At 36.4% G+C, this 25,080-nt stretch carries 25 protein-coding genes; 10 read left to right on the top strand and 15 right to left on the bottom strand.

The window, feature by feature from the left end:
• Window positions 1-80: 80 nt before the first annotated feature.
• From AC3WOM_RS07335 to AC3WOM_RS07345, 3 genes are all read right to left on the bottom strand, one after another.
• Window positions 81-1,346, bottom strand: a complete 1,266-nt coding sequence (locus tag AC3WOM_RS07335) for a DUF4179 domain-containing protein (RefSeq protein ID WP_492445894.1) — start codon at window positions 1,344-1,346, stop codon at window positions 81-83.
• On the bottom strand, window positions 1,330-1,860 hold the full coding sequence (locus AC3WOM_RS07340) for a sigma-70 family RNA polymerase sigma factor (RefSeq protein WP_427537299.1): 531 nt from the start codon (window positions 1,858-1,860) through the stop codon (window positions 1,330-1,332). The genes AC3WOM_RS07335 and AC3WOM_RS07340 overlap by 17 nt, the downstream gene beginning before the upstream one ends.
• A 174-nt stretch (window positions 1,861-2,034) precedes the next feature.
• On the bottom strand, window positions 2,035-2,616 hold the full coding sequence (locus AC3WOM_RS07345) for a TetR/AcrR family transcriptional regulator (RefSeq protein WP_492445895.1): 582 nt from the start codon (window positions 2,614-2,616) through the stop codon (window positions 2,035-2,037).
• Window positions 2,617-2,854: 238 nt separating this feature from the next.
• On the opposite strand from AC3WOM_RS07345, the gene AC3WOM_RS07350 reads away from it, so the two are divergent.
• From AC3WOM_RS07350 to AC3WOM_RS07365, 4 genes are all read left to right on the top strand, one after another.
• Window positions 2,855-4,108, top strand: a complete 1,254-nt coding sequence (locus AC3WOM_RS07350) for an MFS transporter (RefSeq protein ID WP_492445896.1) — start codon at window positions 2,855-2,857, stop codon at window positions 4,106-4,108.
• Between the two features lie 118 nt (window positions 4,109-4,226).
• Entirely contained in the window at window positions 4,227-5,294 is a 1,068-nt protein-coding gene (locus AC3WOM_RS07355; protein ID WP_492445897.1) for an LLM class flavin-dependent oxidoreductase, read from the top strand.
• 43 nt (window positions 5,295-5,337) lie between these two features.
• Window positions 5,338-6,273, top strand: coding sequence for an alpha/beta hydrolase (locus AC3WOM_RS07360; protein ID WP_492445899.1), 936 nt, complete (start codon window positions 5,338-5,340; stop codon window positions 6,271-6,273).
• Window positions 6,274-6,641: 368 nt separating this feature from the next.
• Window positions 6,642-7,604, top strand: a complete 963-nt coding sequence (locus AC3WOM_RS07365; RefSeq protein ID WP_492445901.1) for a MerR family transcriptional regulator — start codon at window positions 6,642-6,644, stop codon at window positions 7,602-7,604.
• Between the two features lie 37 nt (window positions 7,605-7,641).
• Here the strand turns inward: AC3WOM_RS07365 and AC3WOM_RS07370 are convergent, their stop codons facing one another.
• Window positions 7,642-9,075: an alpha/beta hydrolase family protein gene (locus AC3WOM_RS07370; protein ID WP_492445903.1), complete on the bottom strand. Its 1,434-nt coding sequence runs from the start codon at window positions 9,073-9,075 to the stop codon at window positions 7,642-7,644.
• 247 nt (window positions 9,076-9,322) lie between these two features.
• Here AC3WOM_RS07370 and AC3WOM_RS07375 point away from each other — a divergent pair, with 247 nt between their 5' ends.
• On the top strand, window positions 9,323-10,075 hold the full coding sequence (locus AC3WOM_RS07375; RefSeq protein WP_492445905.1) for an IclR family transcriptional regulator: 753 nt from the start codon (window positions 9,323-9,325) through the stop codon (window positions 10,073-10,075).
• 119 nt (window positions 10,076-10,194) lie between these two features.
• On the top strand, window positions 10,195-11,130 hold the full coding sequence (locus AC3WOM_RS07380; RefSeq protein ID WP_492445907.1) for an aldo/keto reductase: 936 nt from the start codon (window positions 10,195-10,197) through the stop codon (window positions 11,128-11,130).
• A gap of 49 nt (window positions 11,131-11,179) precedes the next feature.
• Here AC3WOM_RS07380 and AC3WOM_RS07385 read toward each other — a convergent pair whose 3' ends face one another.
• The 4 genes from AC3WOM_RS07385 to AC3WOM_RS07400 all read right to left on the bottom strand — a co-directional run bounded on the left by AC3WOM_RS07385 (window position 11,180) and on the right by AC3WOM_RS07400 (window position 14,491).
• Window positions 11,180-11,788: a flavin reductase family protein gene (locus AC3WOM_RS07385; protein ID WP_427537275.1), complete on the bottom strand. Its 609-nt coding sequence runs from the start codon at window positions 11,786-11,788 to the stop codon at window positions 11,180-11,182.
• 14 nt (window positions 11,789-11,802) lie between these two features.
• Window positions 11,803-12,741, bottom strand: a complete 939-nt coding sequence (locus AC3WOM_RS07390; RefSeq protein WP_492445909.1) for a ring-cleaving dioxygenase — start codon at window positions 12,739-12,741, stop codon at window positions 11,803-11,805.
• Between the two features lie 76 nt (window positions 12,742-12,817).
• On the bottom strand, window positions 12,818-13,411 hold the full coding sequence (locus tag AC3WOM_RS07395) for an NADPH-dependent FMN reductase (protein ID WP_492445910.1): 594 nt from the start codon (window positions 13,409-13,411) through the stop codon (window positions 12,818-12,820).
• A 531-nt stretch (window positions 13,412-13,942) separates the two neighbouring features.
• Window positions 13,943-14,491 (bottom strand): cupin domain-containing protein, encoded by a 549-nt coding sequence (locus AC3WOM_RS07400; RefSeq protein WP_427537266.1) that lies wholly within the window; start codon window positions 14,489-14,491, stop codon window positions 13,943-13,945.
• A gap of 182 nt (window positions 14,492-14,673) precedes the next feature.
• Between AC3WOM_RS07400 and AC3WOM_RS07405 the strand changes: the two genes are divergently transcribed.
• Window positions 14,674-15,075: an SMI1/KNR4 family protein gene (locus AC3WOM_RS07405; protein WP_427537263.1), complete on the top strand. Its 402-nt coding sequence runs from the start codon at window positions 14,674-14,676 to the stop codon at window positions 15,073-15,075.
• A 58-nt stretch (window positions 15,076-15,133) separates the two neighbouring features.
• On the opposite strand, the gene AC3WOM_RS07410 is transcribed toward AC3WOM_RS07405, so the two are convergent.
• Both AC3WOM_RS07410 and AC3WOM_RS07415 read right to left on the bottom strand, forming a co-directional pair.
• Window positions 15,134-16,270 carry a serine hydrolase gene (locus AC3WOM_RS07410; RefSeq protein ID WP_427552046.1) on the bottom strand — a complete coding sequence of 379 codons (1,137 nt, stop codon included), beginning with the start codon at window positions 16,268-16,270 and terminating at the stop codon, window positions 15,134-15,136.
• Window positions 16,271-16,415: 145 nt separating this feature from the next.
• Entirely contained in the window at window positions 16,416-16,859 is a 444-nt protein-coding gene (locus tag AC3WOM_RS07415) for an SRPBCC family protein (RefSeq protein ID WP_492445913.1), read from the bottom strand.
• A 191-nt stretch (window positions 16,860-17,050) separates the two neighbouring features.
• On the opposite strand from AC3WOM_RS07415, the gene AC3WOM_RS07420 reads away from it, so the two are divergent.
• Window positions 17,051-17,890, top strand: coding sequence for a YitT family protein (locus AC3WOM_RS07420; RefSeq protein WP_427537254.1), 840 nt, complete (start codon window positions 17,051-17,053; stop codon window positions 17,888-17,890).
• A gap of 71 nt (window positions 17,891-17,961) precedes the next feature.
• Here AC3WOM_RS07420 and AC3WOM_RS07425 read toward each other — a convergent pair whose 3' ends face one another.
• From AC3WOM_RS07425 to AC3WOM_RS07445, 5 genes are all read right to left on the bottom strand, one after another.
• The gene (locus AC3WOM_RS07425; RefSeq protein WP_427537251.1) at window positions 17,962-18,864 is read right to left on the bottom strand and encodes a D-alanine--D-alanine ligase; all 903 of its coding nucleotides are present in this window, start codon (window positions 18,862-18,864) and stop codon (window positions 17,962-17,964) included.
• A gap of 4 nt (window positions 18,865-18,868) precedes the next feature.
• Complete coding sequence (gene pdxR / locus AC3WOM_RS07430; protein WP_492445915.1) at window positions 18,869-20,320, bottom strand: MocR-like pyridoxine biosynthesis transcription factor PdxR; 1,452 nt, start codon at window positions 20,318-20,320, stop codon at window positions 18,869-18,871.
• Window positions 20,321-20,517: 197 nt separating this feature from the next.
• Window positions 20,518-21,057 carry a GrpB family protein gene (locus AC3WOM_RS07435; RefSeq protein ID WP_492445917.1) on the bottom strand — a complete coding sequence of 180 codons (540 nt, stop codon included), beginning with the start codon at window positions 21,055-21,057 and terminating at the stop codon, window positions 20,518-20,520.
• A gap of 108 nt (window positions 21,058-21,165) precedes the next feature.
• Window positions 21,166-22,026, bottom strand: coding sequence for a hypothetical protein (locus AC3WOM_RS07440; RefSeq protein ID WP_492445919.1), 861 nt, complete (start codon window positions 22,024-22,026; stop codon window positions 21,166-21,168).
• Window positions 22,016-22,540, bottom strand: coding sequence for a sigma-70 family RNA polymerase sigma factor (locus AC3WOM_RS07445; RefSeq protein ID WP_427537242.1), 525 nt, complete (start codon window positions 22,538-22,540; stop codon window positions 22,016-22,018). Before AC3WOM_RS07445 ends, AC3WOM_RS07440 begins: the two co-directional genes overlap by 11 nt.
• A gap of 137 nt (window positions 22,541-22,677) precedes the next feature.
• Between AC3WOM_RS07445 and AC3WOM_RS07450 the strand changes: the two genes are divergently transcribed.
• Together AC3WOM_RS07450 and AC3WOM_RS07455 are read left to right on the top strand one after the other, a co-directional pair.
• Complete coding sequence (locus tag AC3WOM_RS07450; RefSeq protein WP_427537239.1) at window positions 22,678-23,457, top strand: ABC transporter ATP-binding protein; 780 nt, start codon at window positions 22,678-22,680, stop codon at window positions 23,455-23,457.
• Window positions 23,457-25,076, top strand: coding sequence for a hypothetical protein (locus tag AC3WOM_RS07455; RefSeq protein WP_492445921.1), 1,620 nt, complete (start codon window positions 23,457-23,459; stop codon window positions 25,074-25,076). Before AC3WOM_RS07450 ends, AC3WOM_RS07455 begins: the two co-directional genes overlap by 1 nt.
• The last annotated feature ends 4 nt before the right edge of the window (window positions 25,077-25,080 follow it).

The following is a 25,080-nucleotide window of genomic DNA, read 5'->3' on the forward strand; positions in this document are numbered from 1 at the left end:
CTGTTTTAGATTCAAAGTAAGATATAAAAATCTATGAGCCCCCTCAATTAACTGAGAATTCTCATAGATATTTTTTTAAACTATTTTACTGGAATCGTGACTATAGCAGATGGCTCTAGTTCCATATATGGCGTCGTTACAGTATGAACAATTGGTTTCCCTACATCTGCTTGATAAGATACCTCATACTTATTTGATCCCACTGCATGGACATAATTAGTGATAAGACTTTCTCCTGAATCTGACACAATCTCAAAAAAGGAAGGTGTAAGTGTATCATCAAAAGGAAATTCACTATCGATATAAAAAGAAAGTGTTGCCTCATGTCCCTTTTTTGTTACTCCAGTTATGACATAATCCCCCATCTTGTCCTGTGATATTCGCTGTGGGAATGAGTCTGCTAGTGGTACAATTAAATCCTTACGATTTAAGTTAAACGGGAAGAAATAGTAAGCTATTCTTACCTCAGTAATATCTTGATGTAAGGGCTCTATTAAGTACGTGTAAGTTGTACTTTTGTCATCGCCACTTCCTGGTTGGTCCAATATTTTAAGTGGCGTGCCATGCTGATCCATTATTGTCACATTTAGGACACCGGACTCTTCAGAAAATAATTTGTCCATAGTCGCATCAAATTTCACTTTAATCTTTGTCGTTGTTGTTGAACTGTCCATGCTTTCTACAACAAAGGTGTTACCTTTTACTTCCCCTGTTTGACCAGCAATTACTTTATTACTATGATTATTTACTTTTTTAATAGGTGTAGAAAATACCCATTCTCCTTTTGTTGAACCAATCTGTAGAAACTTTAAAGTTAAATTAAACTCATCAGGTAATTCCTCAGCGATAGGAAATTCTAATAACCCGCGAAATATATTTTTATCTTCTAAAATTTTTAAACTTTCAGGAACATTTAGTTCTCTTTCGTTAACAGTTATAATGGCTTGTGAAAGTTCCTTATACTCTGGCATTGAATAAACTACATTTAACCGTGCACCATCAAATACAATTTCCTCTATCGTAAGAGCTGTACCGTTACTAGTAACTGTCTTATTTAAGACTACCTTATTGTCATCAGAAAGCGCTGTTTTTAATCCGTTATCATGTTCTGCTATATTAAACATAAAACCAATAAGTGGCACGTCTGCTAATACACTTGCCATTTTAGGAGAAATAAAACCGGAACCGACAATTAAGGCTATACTTGCCACACTTGAAAGGATGACTCTTTTCCATATTTTCTTGTCTTTTTTCTTTTGTATTCCCACACCTTTTTCAATAGCAAAATCTAGCTTTTCCATTGGTACATCAATGTTCTCTATTACTTCTTTAATATTGTTCTCCATAATTCTCTCCCTCCTTATTAAAATATTTTTTTAGCTGCTGTATGCCTCTATGCACATTTGTCTTAACTGTACCCTCTGGACAATCTAATAAATCAGCAATATCCTTTGTAGATAAATCGCGATAATACTTCAATAGAATGACAGTTTTATATTTCTCTTCAAGCTGCTCAATAGCTTGTAGTAGATCTAGTCTCTCATCATAGCTTGAAACTTGGATTTGCTCTGATTGTTGTTCCAAGATAGGTACTATTTTTTGATTTTTTCGAAGCGTCTCGATGGCTGTATTGATTAGAATCCTCATCAGCCATGTGGCAAAATAGCGCTCTTCTTTGACTGTATGGATATTGCTATAGGCTCTTGCTATCGTCTCCTGCACAACATCTAAAGCATCATTTTCATTTTTCATATAAATATAGGCCATTTTATATAGCTTTATTTTTTCATTCTGCAACAGCTCCACAAAAGCTTTGTTATTACCCTTTTTCGCCTTAAGTAATAGTGACTTTTCCTGCAATTTTTCCATCCTCCTTTCTTGTTTCTATATGTTAGATGATACAGATTTGTAAATCGTTTCAATAAAGTAAGAATTTATAACATAAAAAAATCTCCTTTAGAAAAATCTGCTCTAAAGGAGGACTTAGATTTGTAACTATTTAAATTTCGTTTTCTTGATTTATACTCAATCGAATTACTTTAATAATGTGAGTGTTGCTGCAATTGCATTGTCAACAAAGGAGCGTTGTGGTCGAGACTTCATCATAACTGTTATACCAATTAACGATACAATCAATGCCTGTGCTAAAGACTTTGCATCTGTGTCAGCATCCAGTTCCCCTGTTTGAATTCCTCGTTCAATTGTCTCCTGAAAAATAACAGCTAAGTACATTTGATGTTCTCTAGTCAGGACTTCAAATTTCTCATCATGAGGAGCAAGCTCTACCATTGTATTGATACAAAAACAACCTTTACTGAGATCTTCCTCGTATTCCTCGATAATAATATCTGCAAAAAAGTTTGAAAATGCCTCTTTTACAGACGAGTATTTTTGAAGTCTAGATCGTATATCAGATGCGCGAGACGTTGTATATCTACGAAGTGCAGCTTCAAACAATTCTTTCTTGTCTCCAAAAGTGGAATAGATACTAGGGCGTTGAATACCCATTCTAGAGGTAAGGTCACTTAATGAAGTTGCCTCATATCCCTTCTCCCAAAATAGCTGCATCGCTGCTTCTAAGACTTGACCTTCATCAAATTCACGAGTTCTTGCCATAAGAGCACACCTCTAAACTTTAATTTTTAAGGATTATTTTTTATTGTCATTAAATTCATACCAAACAGTATGTAATTATTATATATACAGATAGTATTCAAGTCAAATAAAGACTTATTTTTTTAGATATATAAATAAATAGTTGACATTACAAATGACATTAAGATATATTTACCAATAATTATATTGTACCGAACAGTATGTTATAATTGCAATCTATTATGAATGGAGGGAAAGTATGTGTAAATCTCAAACAGATTTAGAAAATAGACCTCTTTACACTGGAATAACAGATTCTTCATCATCTGCATCTAACATGAAAGAACAGTCATCTATGACACAAGCTGTTACATTGTTATTTGCAGCTGCCTGTGGAATATCTGTCGCCAATATTTACTTTGCACAGCCCTTGCTTGATCAATTGTCTGAGGCATTTGGTATTAAACACTCCACTATTGGTATCGTTATTACCATTACACAAATTTTTTATGGTTTGGGCTTACTGTTGCTGGTACCACTTGGAGATATACTGAACCAACGGCGAATAATAATTGGTCAAATGCTGTTATCTATAATGGCTCTAGTTATTGTTGGTACGGCCTTTTCGAGCATCGTACTTTTTGCAGGTATGGCCTTGGTGGGACTATTAGCAGTCGTGACACAGACACTTGTGGCATTTGCAGCAACAATGGCTTCCTCTGCCGAAAGGGGCAAGGTTGTTGGTATTGTAACAAGTGGCATTGTTATTGGTATACTTCTCGCTCGAACATTTGCTGGTATATTAACTGATCTTGCAGGCTGGCGCTCTGTATATCTGGTATCTGCTGTCATTATGCTTTTGATGGTTTGTATGTTTGCCAAGGTGTTACCTCATGCTGAACGCGAGGTAAAATCATTGTCCTATATTCGGTTAATTAGGTCAGTGCTTGATTTGTTTATTCAGGAAAAAACATTACGAATCCGCTCCTTTCTAGCCATGTTGATTTTTGCTGACTTTAGCATTTTGTGGACTTCACTGGTACTACCGCTTAGTACACCTCCGTTCGCTCTAACTCACAGCGCGATTGGAGCTTTTGGTCTTGTAGGAGTAGCTGGGGCATTAGCGGCAGCACGAGCAGGAAAATTGGCCGATCAAGGTTATGGACAACGAACGACAGGTATTTCTTTAGTTCTACTACTGCTTTCATGGTTGTTCATCCGTTATCTTGAACATTCTTTAATTGCGCTAGTCATCGGCATAATTCTTCTTGATTTGGCGGTGCAAGCCGTTCATGTTACAAATCAAGCTATGATTCTTCCTCTGCGAGCTGAAGCACGAAGTCGACTTACAGCTGGCTATATGGTGTTCTATTCTATTGGCAGTGCAAGCGGATCAATTTCTTCAACACAAATGTATGCATACTTTGGCTGGGGAGGCGTTTGCTTACTTGGAGCCTCAATTAGTGCCTTCGCCCTTCTTTTTTGGGCAATGACCAGCCAAGTAAAGACCTAATGAACATGGAGTATACATCCACTAAATAATTTGTCTATATATATTTATTGAACTGAGCACTCCATTTCTGCAAGAAACATGGCGAATAAAAAACTAATCTTACAAGGAGAGATAATAAATGGAAATAGGTATTACTTCTTTTGTAGAAACGAAACCAGATGTTCACAGTGGGGACGTGATAAGTCACGCACAACGATTGCGTGAAGTTGTTGAGGAAATAATTTTAGCTGATCAAGTAGGACTAGATGTTTTTGGCGTCGGCGAGCACCATAGGGTAGATTACGCTGCTTCGTCCCCAGCAATGGTTCTATCAGCAGCGGCACCTCAAACGAAAAAAATAAGACTAACTAGTGCCGTGACAGTGCTCTCTTCCGCAGATCCTGTAAGAGTTTTCCAGGATTTTTCTACACTCGATGGTATTTCAAATGGTCGAGCGGAGATTATGGCAGGACGAGGTTCTTTTATCGAATCCTTCCCCTTATTTGGCTATAACTTGAAGGATTATGATGAGCTGTTTGAAGAGCATTTAGCATTGTTGCTCAAAATACGTGAATCTGAAAAAGTCACATGGGAGGGTGGACATCGACCAGTGATTAATGATTTAGGAGTTTACCCTAGACCTGTTCAAAGCCCTTTGCCAGTGTGGATTGGCAGCGGTGGCAATCAAGAATCCGCCATCCGAGCAGGTCTTCTGGGATTACCTCTTATGCTCGCTATTATTGGAGGTAGTCCAATGCAATTTTCTCCCATTGTACAGTTGTATAAAAAAGCCGCTGCTCATGCAGGTCATGATCTATCCAAACTTCAGGTAGGATTCCATTCTATAGGTTTCGTTGGAGAAAACACAGAAAGGGCAGCAGATACATTTTTCCCCTCGACTCAGGCAGGCATGAACAAATTAGGGAAAGAACGAGGCTGGGCTTATTATGATCGCTCTAGCTTTGATGCTGCACGCAGTTTTGAGGGAGCCTTATATGTTGGTGATCCAGATACAGTGGCTAATAAAATTATTCATCTTAGGAAGCATGTTGGAATTACACGTTTTATGTTGTATGTGCCTTTAAGCACGATGCCACATGAACAGGTGATGCGTGCCATAGAGTTACTTGGAACAGAAGTTGCTCCTCGTGTACGTGAGGAAGTTGCCAAATGGGAAGCGGAACAGGAGTCACATTCCTTCCTTTAATAAGAATTCTATTTTATATCCGTATTTCATTGGAGGAATATAAATGAAAATCGACAGTCGTGTATTACCAGAATTACAGGAGAGTTTCTCTCAATTTCCGGGATTCCAGTTGGACAATCTAGAATCTAGTAGAGGTCTCTTGTCAAATCCACCTTTAAAGACATCAAAATATGTAAAAATCACCCATCGAATGATTCCAAATGCTGTAGGCGAAATGTTAGTTAAAATTTATGAACCGATTGGGCGAAATCACGATAATCTTCCAGCCATGTTATGGATACACGGTGGTGGATATGTAATGGGGCATCCTAATATGGATGATGTTTTGTGCGAGCGCTTTGTTCAAGCGGCAAATTGTGTTGTAGTGTCTGTCGATTATCGACTTTCACCTGAGCATCCCTATCCAGCGGCTATTGAAGATTGTTATGCCTGCCTAGTGTGGATGACAAATGAGGCAAAAATGCTTGGTATTGATGTTAATCGAGTAGCTATTGCAGGGGCAAGTGGTGGTGGTGGTCTAACAGCTGCCCTTGCACTTATGGCACGAGATAAAGGCGGTCCATCTATTATATTCCAGATGCCACTATATCCGATGCTTGATAACCGCAATACTACACCTTCAAGCTATGAGATTACAGAAAACCATGCAACATGGAACAGAACAAATAACATAACAGCTTGGCATATGTACTTGGGTGAGAAAAAGGATGTCAATGAGCTTTCTCCTTACGCTGTACCTTCGAGAGCAGATAATTTAGTGGGACTTCCTCCTATGTATACCTGTGTGGGGCAACTAGATTTATTTCGAGATGAAACCATTAACTATGTAACACAGCTTGCACAAGCAGGTGTAGACGTTGAATTTCATCTCTATCCCGGCTGCTTCCATTGCTTTGAAGTCTTTGTACCTGAAGCCGAGGTAAGTCAGCGTGCAAGTCAGAACTATTTAGATGCAATGACTCGCGCTCTTCACCCTTAATCTACCTTACTGAGAATGTGAACTAGCCCTTATCATAGTCGTTAAGGAGTTCAGTTGCAATCATAATTGACAGGAGCAGAATTTTCTAAATGAAAGTTGCTGCTCTTGGAATGTTTGAATATGGAAAAATTTAAAATGCGAAAATGCTTTGACGATATTTTCGCATTTTATAATTGTAAGTTATGGTGACTTTGTTGATAAAAACTTCACAGCTATGCAAGTCTAATTCCTCTATTTATGGCTTTCAATGTTTTAAGGATTCATTTATGGCAAGTTTATCGTAAAATAAAATAATGACTTTTTTTATCATCAAATGAACTATGATGTTAAAATTACTATTAAGTGATCCAATCAGGAGGTGTAATCATTTGGAAGAAAAATATACTATAGGTGAAACAGCTAAAATAATAGGTTCTACTATAAAAACAGTTCGTTACTATGATGAAATTGGGTTGCTGAAACCTACAAGTTATACTGATGGTGGACATCGATTATACACGGTGAAAGATATATGGCGTCTTGAAATGATTACAAACCTGCGCTATTTGGATTTTGGAATTGATGAAATAAGCAAAATGTTATCTGAGGAGATATCAGTCACTAGAGCACTTGATTGGCAGATTGAATCGATGGAAACACAGGTGAATACGCTTATGGATATGATATCAATTTTGCGTCAAGCAAAGGAACATAATGGGGATTCATTGCAGTGTATTCATGATTTAGTAAATGCACGAACAATTAAAGCTGAAAATAAAAAACAATTTATCGAAAAAAAAGTGAAAGAAATACAATTCTTAAATGGCATTCCAAAAGAGTGGAAAGATTCGTTTTTTTATTATTTTGACAAATATATTATTAATCAGGTGAAAGGCTCCGCCAAACAAACCGCTGCTTGGCATGAGTTGCAGGAGCTCATAAATGATCCGCAGTTTATAAAAGACCTGAAAAATACTGAATTTCTGTACATGAATATTGTTCATCAACCAAAATATAACGCTACAACACTGGTCAGAAAGCTCGAAAACATCCATGATCGATTGAATAAGGCGTTGAAACAAAAATCACCTGCCAGCAGTCCGGTTGTACAGGCCATTGTCGATGATACTGCTAGGCTGTATGCGAACTCAGAGCAATTGGACGATAAAGAAGATTACTTCCGTTACTTTGTAAAATATATTCAAAGAACCAAAACCAAACGACTCGAACGATGCGAAACGTTATGTGCCATTCTAAGCCCACAATACTACCAACTCTCAAAAGCTAATCAATTACTATTTCAAGGAATAGAATGGCGGCTTGAACATACGGAAAATTCAGAAGGCGAATAATTGAGGGCTAAACACCCTCAACTATTCGCCTTAGCAGTCAACCTTTCTGCAACGTAAACTCTGGATAATCCCCAATATTTTGCTCTAATAGTTTAAATGGCTGTTGCTTTAAATAATGATTAAAGAAATCCAATGAATAGTCGTTAATCAGACGGTAAGCCTTTTGGATGTCGACCCCTTCCATCCGTTCATAAAGCGGTGAAAACAGGTATAAATCGGAGAAGCCCATATGCTTCATATCTTTAATCTTCATCCAATAGTTCCCACCCACAGTTACATACTCATACCGTGGCAGAGTTTCGTTTACAAACTCGATGAACTCCTTACCATCCGTTTCCTTCGCTTCTCTGATTGAGTCATCTGCACTCATCATCATAAACGGCTTCTTCAGCCCATCCGCAGGAACTCGGAGTTTTCCATATAGAACGCCATCCATATTAAGAGCTGCTTTTATTCTTGAATCTGTCATTAGCATTTGGGTGCTCGTTGCCCCACCAAAGGAATGGCCAAACATACCTATATTCTCTATATCCATTCGACCTGTAAAGCGGTTTTCAGGATCGTTTTGGGCCAACTGCTCTACTTGATCCAGCACAAATTTAGCATCTTCAACCCAACCCTCATTTGCTTTATCTAAATATGCGATTGATTCCGTTTTTTGTGGGACATAATTTGCTATACGACCATCAGAAAAAACTGAGGTCGTGCTACTGTAGGTGTGATCTATACCTACCACGATGTAGCCTTGACTAACTAATTGCTCAATTTGAAAAGTATTCTGATTTTTATGCCCACTAAAACCATGCGAGAATAGGAGCACTGGATAGGTAGATTCCTGATTAGAAATCTCAGCGTTCTCAATAGCATGTGTTTTGACATAACCAAAATTTGCGAATAAAAACTTCGGTAAATTCAGGATTTTACTATACCCCTCTGCAAAAACAGCTGAATCGGAAATATAAGGAGCCATATTACCTTTAGCATTCGAATCAGCAGGATACCAAATTTGTACCATTAACTCACGCTTGTCGCCAGGCTCTGGTGTGAGAGTCTCTTCTCTCTGAGTATCCTTCCAATCATAGGTGATCGTTCCAATTTTGTACGGACCCGCTGGCTTTTCAAAGGTAAATACCGGAAGAGCGATTGGCAGACTAACTGCTATGGCAGAATAAAGTACAGCTAATGCTGAATTCAGAACAACGCGTAATCGGCGCATACTTGATTGTTGTTCTTTTTGAATTTTTGGGTTAAAAAAGTGTTTTATCACAACAACAACGAGGAAAAATAATGTCATCAAATAAGTCTGTATCATTTGCCACCGCATCTCTTCGATGATCCCATGGACAAGTAGAAATAGCATAGACATACTACTAGCTATCAGCATTCCTCGCTGTGACTTATTTCTACCAAAAACTAACCAACCTAGTAAAACAATATTAAAGATGACATAAAACAATTCAATAGACCTCATAATAAAAACCTCCTTGTTTTTTTGATCTTGCTGATTCAAATCAAAGTGTATTACCTCCAGTAAGAGGAGAATCAAGCACTTCATACAAAAAAACACTGACATTTTTTTTAATTGTCCACCATTTTACAAATTATTATTAAAATAAAAATTGAGAAGTTATAAAAAATTGTCTTTATAATATCAATAAAGAACTATGAATATTTCACAGGTACAGGTTAAGTTATTTTAGAAGTTAGGAGAGGACAACATGGATTCCTATGAAGTATCGACATTAAAAAGGGGCCTTTTGATTTTAGATATATTACGTCAAAAGCATTCTCTTACATTAACTGAAATTATGGAAGGATTATCAATGAATAAGACATCCGTTTTTCGCATGCTTTATACGCTAGAAAAAATGAATTATGTTCTTAAATATAATAAGTATTATCAATTAAATCCGCATATTTTCAGGGATGAGCACTTATATTGGCATAAAGATATCCAATGGGCGTCTCTCGTAGCACCCTACCAATTAGCCCGCCAAGAAGAAATAACTACTTATATTGGTATTTTAGAAAATTGTGAGATGGTGATAAAAAATGTAATTAGAGAGCCTTTTGAACAGCCTGCTTTTCATGCCATCGATACTCGGACACCTATGCATTCAAGCGCGCTAGGAAAAGTAGTGTTAGCTCATCTGTCACCTACAAAACAACGTGAACTATTAAATAGTATTGAACTTAATACCTTTACAGCAAAAACCTTCTATGATTATGGTCTATTGATTCCTCATTTACAGGTCATTAAAGCTCAAGGATATGCTGTTGATAATGAAGAAACGAATGAAGGTAAATGTTGTATTGCCGTTCCGATTTATGTGAATGGGGAAGTAATCGGTGCCATTGCTTTGCATGGTTCGACGAATCAAATAAAAAAAACTGCCATTCGGTCATTTGTCAAAAAATTAGAAGAGGCAAGTCAGCAATTGACAAAAGAAATTCATTATCTTTTAGCATAATGTTAAGGCCCTTGGCAATTAAAATGTAATTGTTTCTATATATGAAACTATAACGATGTATGTTGGTAAAACATCCTTTTTACTCTATTCTGATTACAGAATAACGAGGAGGTAGGAATATGAAATTTCATACTTTTAAAAAAACAACTATCAAGATTTCCGAAATTGGTCTTGGGACAAATGCTGTAGGTGGACATAATTTATTTGAAAACTTAAATGAGCAAGATGGGAAGGAGCTAGTCTCAGCTGCACTTGACTTAGGGATAACTTTTATTGATACAGCAGACATTTATGGAAAAGGGCGTTCAGAAGAACTTGTTGGCGAAGTATTAAAAAATTACCCAAGAGAAGATTTCGCTTTAGCAACAAAGGGAGGTAGACATTGGTTTGAGGACGGTTCAGTAAAAACCGATAATCATCCGCAATATCTACGTGGTGCATTCGAAAATAGCTTGAAACGGCTACAAATGGATTATGTAGATCTTTATTATCTACACTTCCCGGATAACGAAACTCCTCTTGCGGAATCAATTGGTGAATTGTCACGTTTAAAGGAAGAAGGAAAGATCCGAGCAATAGGCATTTCAAACGTAACATTAGAACAGCTTATAGAGGCAAATGTGCATAATGATATTTCTGTCCTACAATCTCCTTACAATATGTTAAATCGTTCAGGAGAACAGTATTTATTGCCATACTGTATAAAAAATGAAATTTCATTTATTCCATACGGTCCACTTGCATATGGCCTACTTGGTGGAAAGTATACAAAAGACTTTAAGCTAGGTACTGGCGATTGGCGAATTTCAGATCCTTTATTCCAAGGCGAATTATTTGAACAAACATTAGAAAAAGTAGAAGCGTTAAAGGGAATTGCAGAGGAAAAGCACACGACATTACCAAATCTAGCGCTTGCTTGGTTATTAGCTCAAGATGGCGTTGATGCCGTCATCCCAGGTGGGAAACATAAAAAACAAGTGGCTAACAATGTGAAAGCAACTGATATCCTATTAACAAACGAAGATTTAGTGAATATAGAGAGAATTTTAATTTAGAACGAAAAAAACGCGAAAATGTTGTTATATCAACATTTTCGCATTTTTTTTATTCGGGACGTTCTATCTCAAATATATCACCAATTTTTGCGTAATTTGAGCCAGCTAGTCTGCTAACTGCTTTTAGTTTTCTTGGATCAATTCGCCCTTCATTATAAATGGTCTCATCTATATGATATTGCACGACTTCACCGATAAACAAATCACCTGTCTGCTCCTCACCATTCATTAAAGGAATCGACTGTACTAAACGGCATTCCATTCGAACTTTCGCCTCTTGAATACCTGGTACAGATATCAGTTGGCTATCGATTAATGTAAATTGTGCCCGATCGATTTCACTTTCAGTTACAGGTAAGGACGCTGCTGTTTCATTCACCTGCTTAACATTATCCTCATCTACAATATGCACAACAAATTGCTGCTGATGATGGATATGGCGAGCGGTATCTTTTAAGCGCCTATTTGGTCTTTGAACTGCTAGAGAAATCATCGGTGGATTGGAAGACACGATATTAAAAAAACTAAAAGGTGCACCATTGATGATCCCTTGCTCTGACTTCGTCGTAACAAAGGCAATTGGTCTTGGAATAATACTGCCAATCAATAACTTATAATTCTCGCGTTCTGTATTTTTCTTAGGATCAATTGAAATCAAACGTCCCATCTCCTTTAATCAAGCGCACGCACTTTGATTGGAATTAATGTTCTTTCCAATTGTTCTCGATGCTGTTCGTATTGAGATGGTAACATTAATTGGCTACCCATTGTCTCAGGTGTCTCATCATGAGCGAATCCAGGTGGATCTGTCGCAATTTCAAATAAAATCTCACCGGGTTCACGGAAATAAATCGCATTAAAATAATTACGATCCTTCACTTCGGTAACATGTTGACCATGATTCATAACATACTCTTGCCATTCTAGGTGATCCACATTATCCTGTGCTCTCCACGCAATATGGTGAACAGTTCCTACACCCATTTGTCCACGGTGACCTGCAACCGTTTTTAAATCAACTGTATTGCCAATGTCTGCGCTGGATTTGTAGCGTGTATACTCGCCTTCTGTTGCTACTTTTTCAAGCCCCATAACTTCTGTTAAAACTTTTGCAGTTTCTTCAGGGTGACTTGAGTATAGAGTAGCTCCACCAAACCCTTTAATGGCAACTTCAGGCGTTACTTCACCAAATGTCCATTCATTTAATTCGCCTTCTGCACGTGCAACCAATTCAATATGAAGGCCGTGTGGATCATCAAATTGAATGACTTGTTCACCAAAACGCTCACCTTTTTCGAATGGAATTGCAAATTTCGCTAGACGATTAACCCAGAAAGTTAGTGCTTCTTCTGGTACAACATAAGTAGTTACGCCAACTTGGCCATCACCAATACGTCCTTGATAAGCATCTGCCCATGGAAAGAATGTAATAATTGTACCAGGTTTACCACCTTTGTTACCGAAGTAAAGATGATAAGTGCCTGGATCATCGAAGTTTACCGTTTGTTTTACTAGATGTAAGCCTAATACACCAGCATAAAAATCAATATTCTCTTGTGGATGCCCTACAATGGCTGTGATATGGTGAATACCCGCAGTATGTTTTTTCATGTTAACAAGCCCTTTCATGACTAATTCTTCTTACCTGTACTGTGCCCAATTACGACCTACCTCAAACTATACAAGCTTAGCGAATTGTATATAGCGCTTTAGACCATGGGATTAACTGATCTAACATTTGGTTCACTGAATCTGTTTGTACTTCTTTTGGTTTAAAGTCTGTCCCATTTTCAAAATCTGTGAATAATGATAGTGCTGGGTGAACACGTACATCTGCGATTAAAAGCTCGCCCATAATGCCACGTAAATGTTCTGCTGCACGAGCACCGCCAACAGAACCATAAGATACGATTCCAGCTGCTTTGTTATTCCACTCTACACGTAAATAATCTAGTGCATTTTTTAATGCCCCTGTAATAGAGTGATTGTATTCTTGTACGATGAATACAAAGCCATCTTGTTTAGCAATAATTTCTGACCAACCTTGTGCTCCTGAAGCATCTTGTCCTGGTTCGCCTAATAGAGGCAATTTATAATCAGCAATATCAATTACTGTATAATTTGCGTCACCGCGTTGATCTGCGATTTCCTTCACCCATTGTGCTACTTGAGGGCTTACTCGACCCTCACGAGTTGATCCAATAATAATACCGATATTTAATTCTGCCATTGTTTGCTCCTCCTCTTTTTTTGAAGAAAATATTTTATTTAAAAAACCCATGATTGTACCTCCTTGCGAGAACTAAAGGTTCGAATTCATTTATCTTGAAATTATTTATCTTGAATTCGAGATAATAATAACACGACAATTTAATAAACGTCAACACCTTTGTTTTTTAAATTTTAAAAGGCAGAGAAATTTAGCTCTCTGCCTTTTCTAAATTCCTATTCGCTTGTGATTTTAGTCGATTATGTATGAAAACTGTTCCTCAGTTTATTTACATTATTGAAATGCCAGCCTTCATCCAGCCATTAATTCGCCTCCATGAATATCATTTACCACTAATGACTCTACATTGCCCTCTTGCTGGATTATCTTTACTCCATTTTGAGCATTTCTCAACAATCCCTCCTAACCAAATCTTCTAAAAAGAATAGATCATTGGTTTTTATTAGTGCTACTTAAATTTTTAATGAGGAATTCATTATCTTTCCACACAAATATCAGGTAAAAAATTTATTTTAATACTTGAACAAACAAGTAAAAAGCATGTCTTGATGGAGATAATCAAAACATGCTAGCCCTTACCTATTATCCACCGTGTCCATAGCCTTCTTCTGAGGCCATTGCATCTGCCTTTGTTGCATGTACAGTACCAAACGGATGATTTGGAGGAGCATAAATTGTGAAAAGCTTCAACGGCTTATTTCCTGTATTTGTAACATTATGCCATGTTCCCGCTGGAACCATTATGGCAGAGTCTTCACTTACATTTCTTTGATAGTTTAAATAATCCTTAGTCGGACCCATTTGAGCTATGCCTTGCCCTTGTTCAATACAAATAAATTGGTCCACATGGGGATGTACCTCTAAGCCAATGTCATCTCCGACATTGATGCTCATAACGGTTAGTTGTAAATGCTTCCCTGTCCATAACGCTGTGCGATAGTTTCTATTTTGCTTGGTAGCCTCTTCTATATCCACAACAAAGGGTTTCTGTCCAAAATCCTTCTGAACATTTCTCCATTCGTTGGAATAATCATTTCGATTCCCTTGTTCCATCTGATTGGGATAGACCCAATATGCAGGTTGATAATTATAATGATACATCTGGTAATTTCCATAATAAGGATTATACATTTACCTCAATCCCCTTTCACATTATAAAATTATCCTATGCAAGTGGGTAAAGGAAGGTACATTCATGAAAGAACTTAACAGTCGTGCTTATAAAAATTATAAAGGGGTGGGATTGCATGTATAATCGTTTAATAGAAAAATTAGACCAAACTACAGCTATAAAATGATTCAGAACGAGGGGGTTGAAGAGAATTGGATTAAATTGGATTAAAAAAATAGAGGAGGAACTCGGATTTACCTTATCACCCTCCTATTGCTGGTGGCTGATAAACTATGGTAATGCATTTCTTGATGGTAGCTATATTCTAATGTTAACTTCACTAGAATTTCGGGATATTTCTGATAATGATCTTCTCTATATTCATCATCTCAATGTGGCTGATGCGAATTGGTGTAAACAGCACCCTCATAGGCTAGAGTTATTTATCCCTGACTTGGATGAACTGTACTATTTTGATACATCATCAAAAGATTCAGATGGTGAATTTAAGATTATGTGCTACGACCTAATGAATGGAATTATTTACGAATATGCCCCTACTTTCACAGATTATCTTAAAAAATTAATCGATGAACGTATCTGAGAATGACAGCATTAAAAATAGCCTCGATTCGTATAGCTATCGAGGCTACTTCTAGTTATTATTGAGACAATTCCTTTTGTAAATGTAATCGGAATTTCTCATCTGTTAAAAACTTCAATTGAAAGCTATTCATGTTTTTAGATAGCTTTGTCTGTTCTATCCTATTGAGATTATTGGCAAAAAAGGCGATCTCCGTTTGATTACCCTCTTTATCCTTTGTATACGCTGCTAATGTCAAAACAAAGGCAGTAGAGCCACCCTTTTGACCTGCATGTAAAAGCCATTCTTGATTTTTAGGGTTTTGCATTAATTGTTCCATTACAGGATCTAGATACTTATGCACATCTTCAGTAAAGTAATTTTTATGATTCAGTTTCTCTAAAATCGATATATAATCTGCTGTTGTTGCACTTATTAAACGATCAGACCAGACCTTTTGAAAATCCATATCTAGGCTTTGAAGAATTTGTTTTTTCTCTTCTTTGCTAAGGGGCTTCTTTAACCAAGTTTCGTGAATAGACAATGCCCTCTTTCTATATTCTGTCATATCCATAACCTTCATAGCTGTTAAGGTTTCTTTTTTGGTTAGACTCTTTTCATTCATTACTTGAGTAGGTATGCACAATGAACTTACTATTGGATACAAAGGTTCATGATCCACTAAATTTAACTGCTCTAATACCTTATTAATATTTTCTAGCCCTAATAGCTCCATTAAAAATTCTGTATTTGCATTTGAACTATAGGCAATCATCCCATTTGCTACTTCGCTCAAGGGTACACCATCATTCTCTATTTTGTTATCTTGCTTTAACTGCTTTAGCCAGGCTACATGTGCCCCACCATCTGTTTTGGGGATATAAAAAGTTTGTAAATCCTCTAAACTTACTAGTTGCTGAGAATTTATACGCCCCTCTGCTGCCTGTTGTGCATATTCAATCGCTACAATAATTTTAACTGTACTCGCTAACGGAAGGGGCTTCTTTGAATTGATCTCTACCCATTTTTGTTGATTATAATGAATTGCTAAGGATACATGTTCATTATCTTTATTTTTCTTTATGAATTGCAGGACGTATTCGGGATTATCCTCATTGAGGTCTTTCTGAAATTTCCAAAACACTATGCCTATTACTAATACAATACAAACAAATAGACCTCCAATAATCCAAAAGATTGTTTTCAATATTACCACCTCCGAAACTCTACTTCTATTACCTTGTGGTGATTAATCATATTATATCCGCAATTATCATAATTATGGTAGTTTTACTATATTCTAAACATATATAAAGGAAGGCTGGTCCATTTTTAACCAGCCTTTACTAAACAATACTACCTTAATGAATCAAGGAAGCTCTTAAATTATTGATTCCGTTTTCGACATAAGCCTTTAAGCAAGTTAATGTATACACCCAGCCCTCTTTTTGCTGCATCATTTTAGCCACAACATCTGGATCTTCTACGTTTAATCCTGATTCACTGACTTCCATAACGGTTCCTGACTCATGCTCTGTGAGTGTAATGGTAACGACTGTCTCCTCGCCATGCTCCTCACCCCATGAAAATACTATTTTCTGATTGTTTTCAATTTCAAGCACAGTCATAATGCCCTTTGCATTGTATTCATCATACCTTAATGTAATTCTTTTACCCTTTTCCCATCTTTCTGAGCTGCTGGAGAACCAAAAATTTCCGATTTCATCTGGAGATACAATAGCTTCAAATACCTCGCTGGCAGGCTTATTAATGATTAATTTAGTCGTCACAAGCGTATTTAGCATTCTTCATCATCCTTTTTCCTTTAGTATGTCTTCACTTCGCCAAATTTTTACCATTTCCTTCTTTAGTATGCTCCACAATATAGATTTCAATAAAAAATTAGTCTTACGATTATTAAATATCATTGATAAACATCCCAAAAACGATATAAACTTGATATAGAATAAATCAAAATATTTTGGTGGTGTGTGTAATGAAAAAATACTTTATGGATATATTCATAATTGCGGTTGGGTCACTGCTTTTTGCACTGGCAGTTAATCTATTTGTTATTCCAAATGATTTAGGTGAAGGTGGTGTTACAGGTTTAACGATTATTGCGTATTATCTGTTTGGATGGTCGCCAAGTATTGTAAGCTTTGTGCTAAATGCGGCTTTATTAGTGGTTGGCTATAAGTTTTTAAGTAGGCAAACAACGATTTATACGATTATTGCAGTTACTCTCCATTCACTTTTCTTACATTTGACAGAATCATGGTCCATTGCTTCAGATGAAATTATTGTGAATACTATTTTTGGTGGGGTATTTGCTGGGATCGGCATCGGCTTAATTATTAGAGTTGGCGGAACAACAGCGGGTTCTACAATCTTAGCTAGAATTACAAACAAATACCTTGGTTGGAGTATTAGCTATGGTCTTTTATTCTTTGATTTAATTGTCGCTTTTTCATCGTACTTTATTATTGGTGCAGAGGCATTAATGCTGACTATTATTATGCTTTATGTCGGAACAAAGGTAATGGAATTTGTTATTGAAGGTGTCAATCCTAAGAAAGCCGTTACCATTATTTCAAAAAAGCCAGAAGACATTGCAAGTCATGTAAATGGCTTTATGAATCGAGGCGTCACAGTGCTATCCGGTCATGGCTATTATACGAAGGAACAAAAAGAAATTCTTTATATTGTAATTAGTAAACAAGAGGTCGTAAAACTCAAGAAAATTGTTAAGGAAATCGATAAGGATGCCTTTATTGCCATTCATGATGTCAGAGATGTCTTTGGACATGGATTTATAGAATTATCTAAATCTTAATTAGAACGACTAAACACCTTTTGTTGAAACTAACATTCAACAAAAGGTGTTTTTATGCCAAACAACCCATTTTATCGTCTTACCTTTAAAGATGTTTCTATAATTTGATCTAATAGGTTTGCATAGCCGATTCCCGCCCCAAGTGCGCTTTTTGGGAGTAGGCTGTTTTTTGTCATACCTGGTAATGTATTTACTTCCATAACATACGGGATACCATCCTTGATTAACATATCAATTCTGGCATAAACACTGCATTTTAAAGCGTTATAACTGGCTAGTGCAGCCTCCGCAACACGCTCATGTATGGCGGTAGGAAATTCTATAACCTCTTCAATTGTAGAGGCATCATTATATTTCGCCTCATAGTCAAAGAACTCTGCAGTATGTCGAATTGACAATATTGGTAATAGCTCACCATCCATTATAGAGCAGGTTATTTCCTCCCCCTGAATATACCTTTCGATAATAATTTCAGCATCCCATTTGAATACTTCATCAACTGCGGAAACTAAGGCTTCTTTATCATTTACGATTTTCACCCCTACGCTGGAGCCACCCGAATTTGGTTTTACTACTAACGGATACCCCATTTTATCCACCTTATCTAGCAGCAGCTCTTCCCTAGTTGAAAGATGGAGCCAATCTGGTGTTTCTATGCCCTCATAACGAAGAATTTTTTTGGAAATATTTTTATCCATACAAATACTGCTTGATAGTATACCACTGCCAGTATACGGTACATCTAAGGTCTCAAGCACACCTTGTATCGTGCCATCCTCTCCAAACTTGCCATGAAGCGCTAGCAGGGCAATATCGATGTTTCTTACTTTATCTATAAGTTCTGTTTTGTCATGTAGTTCAATTGCTACAACTTCATATTTACTTTTATCTAAATGGGCAATCATTTCTTCCCCTGTCATAATAGAGACCTGCTTTTCTGAGGAAATCCCTCCCATAATAACGCCAACTCTCATATTTTCAACTCCCCATTTCATTTTTCAAGGTGTCACCAATAATCTTAATTCCATGGACAATATCCTCTTCCTTTAACCGCGAAAACCCTAATCGAAAAGTATTACTACCTTCGCCATTGCTATAAAAAACATCCCCAGGATAAAAAACAACTCCTCTTTGATAGCACTTTTCCAATAGTGTACGAGCATTTATTCCTTGCTCTAACTCAATAAAGAGATGAAGACCGCCATCACCAGTCATTCTTTTAAAGGGAATGTATTGATTGCAAGCTTGACGGGCTAGTTCATATTTTTTCTTATAGACTGACTTAGCCTTTTTTAAGTATTTTTCGAAATAGCCATCCTGTAAATATTGATAAAGTACAGCTTGATCTAGTGTTGATGTATGAATAGTCCGTGCCCTTTTAACACTTTCCAAGCAATGAATAAGCTCCCTATCTGCCAATATCCAGCCAACCCGTAAGCCTGGAAAAAGGATTTTTGAAAAGCTGCTGATATAAATAACATTATTACCTGCACCGATAAAGGTTATTAACGGTGCCAGATGAGAGCCTGAATAACGTAATTCCTCATTAAAGCCATCTTCTACAATCGGAATTTGATAGTTAGAAAAAAGGCTAATAATTTCAGATCTTTTTTCAGAGGAGGTCACAATTCCTGTTGGATTATGATAGGACGGAATCATATAGGCAAAATCGAAATCCTTTGCTGCCAGGCTTTTTTCAACCTGATCTATATCGATACCGTCATCCTCCATGTCAATTCCGTGGATGTCAAAGCCATGCAAGCGAAAAAGCTTTAATGCGGCGTGATGAGTAGGATTTTCACAAATCACACGCCCAGATTTTTTAGCAAAGGATGATAATAAAATGTCCAATCCCTCGGTAAAGCCATTCGTAATTAAAATATCCTTATTAGAAATATCAACACCCTTCTTCTCCATATAATGAAGAAGGTACTCGATTAGCGGTTTATAGCCCTTGGCGTATCCGTAATTCAATACGATATCTCCTTCAAGTGACATCCTAGTTAAAAAGGCTCTTTTAAAGTTTTCAACATCAAAAAGCTTTTCTTCTGGGGCGACACTGTTGAAGGAAATCATGCCTTTTTCCCAGTGAATATCCTCTTGTTTCATCAAATCTAATTCATCAGCTAACAAAGTAACCTTATTAAGCCTCTCCCTCCAATCGAGCTCAACAGAGGGTGTTTTCACTGTTACGACCTTTCCTACAAAATTCCCTTTTCCTTTCAATGCATAGATGATGCCATCTTGCTCTAAATCTGCATATGCATTCAATACGGTATTTCTACTGACTGATAATAATTTACTAAGTTCACGGGTAGATGGAAGCTTCTGATGCTCCAGCAGATGTCCCTTGACAATCATTTCTTTTAAATAATTCTTTAATTGAATATAAACCGGACGATCATCCACAAGCTTAAAATCATTAAACACTTCCTGACCCCCTTGCTTTATTTTTGCATAACTGACTTTCACTCAAAAGGTCCACTGCATATGGAATTTTCTTTAGCAGTGGTTGATAAAAATAATAATAATTCTAAGTTTATTAATCTTCAAAATTAAACTACCCCATACACGTTAGTTAAGTGTTTAACATGTACGGGGCTAATGAACCTTCTTCTTATCGGTAATTAATAGGGACAATCATTCTTTACCATTCGTTCTATCTTAGCTCTATCGATTATCATTCTAATGAACGGTTCCTTTTCCTTGGTATAGATTGAACGATAGTTTGGATATTTAGTCGCCAGTTGTTTTTTTAACAAAGCATATTCATTTGCTGCTTGAGGGTGTGTTCGAAGATAATCTCGAAACAGTATTTTTTCAATCCATTCCCCACTGTTAAATTCACAAATATGTAAATGGCATTTTCCCTGTCCCCATAACCCTTTTCTAAAAAATTTTCTATCAGCAAATTCGGGTTTCGGAACATATTCATAGTCAATTAAAATTAAAGCATCCACGTAGTCTGGCATCTCATCTAATTTTTGTACACCTACAAGTATGTCAATGATAGGTTTTGCGTCTAGTCCCTTAATTGATGTACTTCCAATATGTTCAATACCAAGAACCCTTTCTCCTAAAGCTTCTTGAATTCTGTTTTTTTCATAAGCATATTGTTGTTCCCAATTAGGGTTATACGTGGACAGTTGTACTTTTATTTTCTCCATGTGCTCACCACCCTCATTCTTCTTAAATAACCTAAAGCCGAATATTGATCTTCGCATATTGAATTATTCTAATCTTTATTATATGTCATAATTTTCTATTCAAAAACACTAATATATCTTACCATTTACATCACAATTAAATTCAATGGTAAATGCTTTTTCAAAATGTAAGCCATTATAATCAAAATTACCTTCAATACGAATACTATAGGTTCTACCACCATCTATTAATGAAACCCTATAGGATGTTTGCTCCCACGTGCCCCTAGGATAGGCTAGTTTTGTAGAGATATTGTCAGCTTTTGTAAACAATTGTCGATCATAAATTTCATTATATTGTGTCTCAAAATGTCCTGTAACTTTTATTGTTTTCAAAATATCTGGGAAGTAAATATAAGTTGTTTTAGTTGTACTGCCATCTGCATTTGTAATTACAGGTTCCGGAGTTATTAACATATTATCAATTTTCTCACGTTCTGTAGCCAAGTGCTCCTCTAACCATGATTGAACGTCATTTTCAAATTGTTGTGGCGTAATCCAATATTCATCTTTAAATTCTTCTATTGGTGCAACACCAAAGGATAAACCTGTTTTTTTCTGCATCGCTATATCTATAATTTCTAAATATTGCTCATAATATTGTTTTTTTTCTTCATCCGTAAGAGAAAGTGGTTCTTTTGGAGTTTCTTCCACAGACTGTGCTGGTGGTTCAATATTCTGCTGTTGCACCTCATTCGTAATAGTCATTGAGGTATCATTGGATGGAAGGCTAGCTTTCTCTACCGATTGAATCGTAGGCAGTAGGCTAATTCCTATTAGAATAACAGCTACTATTGAAACAATTAAGGGCTTAACATGATATTTAGGTTGATGGGATTTCTGTATTTTTGTATGAATATTTGCTTTTTCCTTTTCTGATAACTTTATAGAAGCAGGAAGAGATCGCTCCAGTTCTTGTTTAATATTCATATTCAATGTCCCCCTCCTCTATTGTTATTTTTGCTAATTTTCTCCCCCGTACTAGCCGTGTTTTTATTGTATTAGGAGAGCATTTTAAAACATCGGCCATTTCAGTGATTGAAAGTTCAACATAATAATGTAGCCATAATACTTCTCGGTATTTAATTGGTAAAGAGCTGACTAGTTCGCCTATTGATTGATTTTGCTCTTTCTGCAAATAGTCCACTTCAAGGGATTCACGCCTTAACCACGTTCTTACTTTTTCTGTCACTTCTAATTTTCTATAGTGCCAGCTTTTTAAATAATTTTGACACTCGTTTACAGCTATTCGGTATAAATACGTTTTAATGGAGGAACGTCCTTCAAAGCTATCCAGGCTTTTATAAAATTTTATAAAGACATCCTGTACAATATCTTCTGTTTTCTGTAATTCTTTTACATATGTATAAACCAACCGCTTTAAATAATCACCATGCTGCTCCATCGCCTCATATAGCAATCGCTCTTTATCACCATTAGTCAAAGCTTAACCTCCCCTCTTATAAAGTTAGACAAGTCTGGAAATGAACTGGTTTCATTTTATCAAAAGGAAAATTCCCACTTTTTATATGGTATAGTATGTTTATGGTTAATTTTTCTAGAATTGAAAGGGGCTACAAAATGGAAGAGATTTTAACGATTACGAATTTAACGAAAAGTTATGGAAACAAGGATATATTAAAGGGAATTGACCTTCATGCATCTAGAGGAGAAATCATAGGCTATATTGGTCCAAATGGTGCTGGTAAAAGCACAACTGTGAAAATTATTTTAGGACTAGAAGGTGACTATGGTGGAGATATCAAGCTCTTTGGGGAGAGCATTAGAGAAAATCAATTAGACTATAAACGAAGAATTGGTTATGTACCAGAAATCGCAGATGTTTATGATAATTTAACAGGCTACGAGTATTTAACCTTTATCGGGCAATTATACGGGCTTGATTTAGAAGTAGCTGCTGACAAATCAAAATCCCTAATGGAATTGTTTGGTGTTGGAGAAGCCTACCATGCTAGAATTTCCTCATATTCTAAGGGAATGCGACAAAAGCTATTAATTATCGCAAGTCTATTACATAATCCAGACATACTATTTTTAGATGAACCCATCAATGGCTTAGATGCAAATAGTGTCATGATTTTTAAGGAGATTTTAACGCAACTTGCTGCTCAAGGAAAAACGATATTCTATTCATCTCATATTATGGATGTCGTAGAGAAAATCAGTAGCCGAATTATCCTGTTGTACGATGGGAAAATTGCTGCTGATGGTACGTTTGCGGAGCTACAAGCAGAAAATACAGAGGGAACACTGGAAAGAATTTTCAATCAATTGACAGGCTTCCATGAACACCAGGAAATTGGTGAGAAATTTGTCTCCATTGTACAAGGGGTACGATGATGACAGATTTTAAAACCCTACAGCTGCTTGATAAATTCCGCATTATTTTTATTAAATTGGGCATTGATTATGACATGATGAGGAAAATCCTCCATATAAAATTAACAATGGATGAGCGTAAAGTACCGACAATATTTAACCAGAACAAGAAGAAGGATGATCAAAAATACGGCTATATTAAGTCTTTATGGATTTATGTTTTGTTTGGGCTTATGCTCATTCCACTTATGAGCTTTGGTCAAAACTTTCTTTTCCAGATGAGTATTTCATATGCCATGATTATTTTTTTAATTATGACATCCTTGATTTCTGATTTTTCATCAGTCCTACTGGATGTACGCGACAAAAGTATCCTTTCGACTAAGCCGATCTCTACGAAAACGATTAATGCCGCGAAGTTTATGCATATTTTCATCTATTTAACTTATTTAACAGTTGCATTAACAGCTATTCCACTTGTCGTTAGCCTCATCAAACAAGGCATTGCATTCTTTATTTTAACAGTGTTTGAGATTCTTTTAATCAACCTATTTATTGTCGCTCTTACCGCCATTCTCTATATGATGATTCTACGATTCTTTGATGGAGAAAAGCTGAAGGATATGATCAATTATGTTCAAATTGGACTATCCTTAATGCTGATGATTGGCTATCAAGTTCTGATTAGATCCTTTGAATTTGTCAATTTAGATATGGCGGTAATATTTCATTGGTGGAGTATTTTCCTTATACCAATGTGGTTCGCCGCTCCTTATGAGTTGCTACTAAATGGTAACCATTCCTTAATGACCATAGTTTTTTGTTTGCTTGCAATCATCATACCTATTATTTCAATATGGCTTTATATTAAACTAGTTCCAACTTTTGAACGCAATCTGCAAAAACTATTAAATACAAGCAAATCAAAAAAAGAAAAGAACAATCGACTAAAGGCGTTTTTGTTAAAAATCATTTGCGGAACTAATGAAGAAAGAGCTTTCTACCGTTTTGCCTCCCTTATGATGAAACAAGAGCGAGAGTTTAAGCTGAAAGTATATCCGTCCTTAGGCTTTTCCTTTGTCATTCCATTTATTTTTATGTTTACTTTTTCCAGATCAGAAGAAGTTGATTATTCTGTTAGCATGAGCTATTTAAATATCTATTTCAGCATGCTAATTATTCCATCAGCTGTGCTTATGCTTAGCTATTCAGCGAAATATAAAGCGGCTTGGATTTATAAGGTCTTTCCACTCAAAGATTATACAGACCTAAAAAAAGGTAGCTTAAAAGCATTTTTGATTAAGTTGTATATTCCATTATATATTGTGCTAAGCATCATTTTCTGCTTCATCTATGGTCCGAGAATCATCCCAGATTTACTGATTGTTTTAGTGACAAGCTGCTTGTACACTGTCATTTGCTATATTACTATCGGAGGTAATATTCCTTTCACAAAGCCCTTTAATGATATTGGCGATGCCCAGAGCTGGAAATCTCTTATATTGCTTCCCCCTTTAGGTGCTCTAGCGGGACTGCATTACTTCCTAACAGCTCATATTTCTTATGGTGCTGTAATTTATTTAATCGTGCTTGTCATCACGAATTTTGTTCTATGGAAACTTGTATTTAAGCGTACATAAACGG

It is taken from the genome of Lysinibacillus sp. FW301-JW8 (genome assembly GCF_058788755.1).